Source organism: Desulfovibrio sp. 1214_IL3152 (genome assembly GCF_036763055.1).
GTDB lineage: Bacteria > Desulfobacterota > Desulfovibrionia > Desulfovibrionales > Desulfovibrionaceae > Desulfovibrio.
Window position 1 is genome coordinate 1 of sequence record NZ_JBAIYW010000601.1, and the last position, 4011, is coordinate 4011.

A 4011-nucleotide genomic window follows, 5' to 3' on the forward strand; every position below is an offset into this window, starting at 1 on the left:
CGGCGTGACCGTGGCTACCCGGCGCTATGGCGATCCTGCGCGGCTGGTGGCCTCGGCTGACCGCGCCAGAGAACTGCTGGGCTGGGAAGCCAGGGCGGGCATTGACGATATTATCGCATCCGCCTGGGAATGGCATAAGAACCATCCTGACGGTTTTTCAGCCTGAGTCCTGCCTGTCCTTGACAAGTATGCTGCTGCGCCCGCCTGTTTTTTCAGGGCGGGCGCAAGTCTTTTCCTCCGCATTTGCCCTCCGGTTCATGTCTGCCCCATGTTGGGCGGCGCAATTTTGAAAAAATGGCAATGCTCTGCGCGTTTTTGTAAAATCTCGTCGCAAGACGGCCCAGAACCTGGCCGGCAAGGCGAATATGCTTTGGCCGTTGAGGCGCAGTGAAGATGCGGACGGTGACGGCAGGAATGCCCGGCCGGTACGCAGCCATTTCAAAAAGAAAAATATTCTGAAATCACACGGCCTGTGCGGCTGACCAGGCATGACGCCTGTTGCGGGCAAGGCATTGACCACACGCGCAGGGGTCTTATGTACACAGAAGAACAGTGAGGCATTTATGCGAGAGCATTTCTTTTTTTTAATCCTGGCCGCCTGGCTGCTTTGCGGCGCGTTTTTTCCGGCTGTCGCGGATTGTGCCGCTGCCGGGTCTGCTAATGCGGCTTCACCGGAGACTGCCATGAAAACACCTTTCCCCATGCCGCCCCTTTCCGGGCCGGAAGCGGACGTTATTTTACGCAAAGCCACGGAAGCGCCATTCTCCGGGCAATATACAGACAAGCACGAAGCGGGAACCTATGTGTGCCGGCAGTGCGGCGCGCCCCTTTACAGCTCGCGCGACAAGTTTGAATCCGGTTGCGGCTGGCCCAGCTTTGACACTGAACTGCCCGGCGCGGTGCGCCGTCAGCCCGATGCGGACGGCAGGCGGGTGGAAATTATCTGCGCAAACTGCGGCGGGCATCTGGGGCATGTGTTTGAGGGCGAAGGCTTTACTGCCAGGAATACCCGGCACTGCGTCAATTCGCTGTCCATGACTTTTTATCCCGCGGGCAGCCCGGAAGAAGCGAAGGCGTTGGCCCGGGCCGGTTCACAGAAATGCCCGGCCACAGCCATTGTGGCCGGGGGGTGCTTTTGGGGTGTAGAGGATGCCTTCAGGAAAATGCCGGGCGTGTGCGAGGCTGTTTCCGGCTATACCGGAGGCCGTACGCCCAATCCGACGTATGAGGCCGTGTGCACCGGCAAAACCGGGCATGCTGAGGCCGTGCGCGTGAGCTTTGACCCGTCTGTGGTCAGCTACGAGCAGATATTGCGTCGTTTTTTTGAAATACACGATCCCACACAACTGAATCGTCAGGGGCCGGACGTGGGGGACCAGTACCGTTCCGCCGTGTTTTTTCTTGATGCGGAACAGGAGGCCGTGGCGCGCAAGCTTACGGGCCGTTTGAGGGACTTGGGCTATGATGTGGCGACAAAGCTGGAACCGGCCGGGACGTTTTACATGGCCGAAGACTATCATCAGCGTTTTGCTGAACGTACGGGCCGGGGGGGCTGCCACGTATCCGTACCGCGCTTTGATGTTTCCGCCGGGGGCGGCGGTAGCGGCGCACTACGGAAATGAAAAAAGTACGGCGGGCCGTGTGGCGGCCCGCCGTACTGCTGTCAGAATCTTTTTGAGGGCATTTTCACTTTGAAATCGCTCTGGCGGCCGCGTGAGTACGCGCAATGTATTTGTGCTGTTAAGCGCCGAGCGAACGTGCCTTAAATTTTGAGAATGTCCATAGAAAGTGAGCATTCGACGAGCATCTAGAGCAGATTAACTTTGAGAATATACATTCTCAAAGTTTAATACACGCTCGCTTCGGCGTTTAACCGCGCAAATAAATTGCGCTTACGCCTTTGCGGCGAGCGACTGCTCACGCAGTCGCCAGAGCAATTTCAAAGTGAAATTGCTCTAGAGCATTTAACACTTGAAACGCTCGCTTACGGCAGGCAAAAGCCTGCCTTCTCGCATTTCGTGGCAAGGATTTTCAAGAAAATCCTTGCAGAGCAGTTAACTCATTTCATTCGTTAACTGCTCTGACGCGCACTCGGCGCGCAACGGGCGCATGCCCGCGTTGGCGCATGCGTGGGAGCAGCCCGAAACGGGGCGGCCCTATTTTTTCAGCTTGAGATTGGGCGGCACAAGCTTGATGTATTTGTCTGTGGCGTAGGAGGCCGTGCCTGCGTGTATGGCCCCGTCTTTGCCCAGATGCCCCAGTTCGGCGAAAAAGAGGGCAATGGCTTCCTGCTTTTTTTGCACTTCGCTGCGCCCGGCGGTGTTATCAAAGGCCGCCTGCTGTTCAGCCAGGTTGAATACCTTGTGGCTTTTCATGTCGCGCAGCATGAGGTCGTCATCAAAATCCTTTCCGGCCCATTCCAGATAAAAGCGGCGGTAATCCTGAAGAAAATTTTCGGGATTTTTGCTTTGGTATTCATCAACGGCCCTGAAGTAAATTGTAAGAAATTTTACGGTTATTTCAGGATGCTCGTTGGCATAGGCCGTGTCGGCCACGATATAGGTGGGACTGTCTTTACCGCAGTTTTTCAGGGTTGCGGCAAGAGCGCCGCCCTTGTTCAGGGCCAGATACAGTTGCGGCGCCCACAGGGCCACACCATCGCCGATATGGTTTTCATAGCTGGCGACCACAAGGCCCTGCATCATGTTTCTTATAATGATATCACTGTCCCGAAGGCCCAGCACGTCCAGCCAGGCTGAAAGCGCGTAGTGCGCGGAACTCTTGTCCGAAACCAGAAAGGTTTTGCCGCGTACGGTGTCCGGGCTGCCAAGAACGTCGGGGTATTCCTTGTTCCAGCCTTTGACGCCCGCTATGGGGCTGTCCGCATGCACCACAACGCCGTTGGCCGCGGACTCGTCCACGCCTGTGGCGATGGCTGTGACATTGTTGCGCAGGTTGCCCATAACGGCTGGAACAGACCCCATGCCCGCATAAACCCATGCCCCTGTGGGGGCGTCAAGCATTTCCTCGCCGGAATAGTATTGCCGGATTTCTATATCCAGCCCGGCTTCCTTATCCCACCCCTTGTCCTTGGCATACCAGATAAGAAACGTTTCAAACTCGTCCATCCAGGCGGTAGGCACGCGTACCAGGCGCGCGGCAGCAGCTCCGGAGGCCGCCAGATGCAGCAGCATGAGCGCGACAACAGCCAGAGAAATATATTTTTTTATATTGCGCATGGTTTTTCTCCTAGAGCAGATTAACTTTGAACTGCTTCACATTTCAAAGTTTTCATTCAGCCGGAAAACGCGATTTTCGGCTGAATCCACGCCACATTGTGGCGCGCTGCACTTTCGTGCAGCGTTAGAGCATTTACACCTTTTCAAAGTTAACATGCTCTAAAGGCCGCAGAAGAGCGGAAAAAACAGAACTGGCATTACGGCCCTGCCGGCCTTCGGCCGGGGTGGGCTACCCGTACCCTTGAATATGCCTATCTACTTTTTCTTTTTTCGGCAATGGAAAAACCGATAATTGAACGTGCTGCGACCTGGCAGCCCGCCCCGGGCGAGAGGAAAGGTGCGTGCCGCCTGCCGGAGGCCGCGTCATGCGCTTATCGGGCATGCGTACAGTGTGCTGCCGCCGGCGACTACAGGCAGTCGCAGAGCGTTTTTTCTCTTAATGACTTGAGCCGTATGCCGCCATTCATGATTTCGCCGCGCAGTTCGCGCAGGCGACGTTCCTGCCCCGCAGGAATGTTTTTGCCTGCCGCAGCCTTGAAAGGGGCCATGTCTGTAATATCCACGCCGCCATTCTGGAGATCGCGTACCAGAATTTCCTTGCCCTTGAAGTTGCCCGAAGCGGCGGCTGCCATCAGGTCGTATACCGCATCGTCGGCCTTTTTGACTATGGAGGTAAGCACCCGTCCGGGCAGGCGGCTGTCCTGATTGTTGTCCAGCCCCACCGCATACGCCCCGCGAGCGGCGGCTTCTTCCAGAGCCGGGCCGTTGCCCG

3 protein-coding genes are annotated in these 4011 nt (G+C 56.6%); 1 reads left to right on the forward strand and 2 read right to left on the reverse strand.

Annotation, left to right across the window (positions count from 1 at the left end; translation table 11 throughout):
* Positions 1-683 precede the first annotated feature (683 nt).
* Positions 684-1622 (forward strand): bifunctional methionine sulfoxide reductase B/A protein, encoded by a 939-nt coding sequence (locus tag V6C07_RS12675; RefSeq protein WP_333536836.1) that lies wholly within the window; start codon positions 684-686, stop codon positions 1620-1622.
* Positions 1623-2156: 534 nt separating this feature from the next.
* On the opposite strand, the gene V6C07_RS12680 is transcribed toward V6C07_RS12675, so the two are convergent.
* Positions 2157-3239: an ABC transporter substrate-binding protein gene (locus tag V6C07_RS12680; protein WP_333536837.1), complete on the reverse strand. Its 1083-nt coding sequence runs from the start codon at positions 3237-3239 to the stop codon at positions 2157-2159.
* Positions 3240-3646: 407 nt separating this feature from the next.
* The coding region (locus tag V6C07_RS12685; protein ID WP_333536838.1) for a BMP family ABC transporter substrate-binding protein at positions 3647-4011 on the reverse strand (365 nt) is incomplete at its 5' end.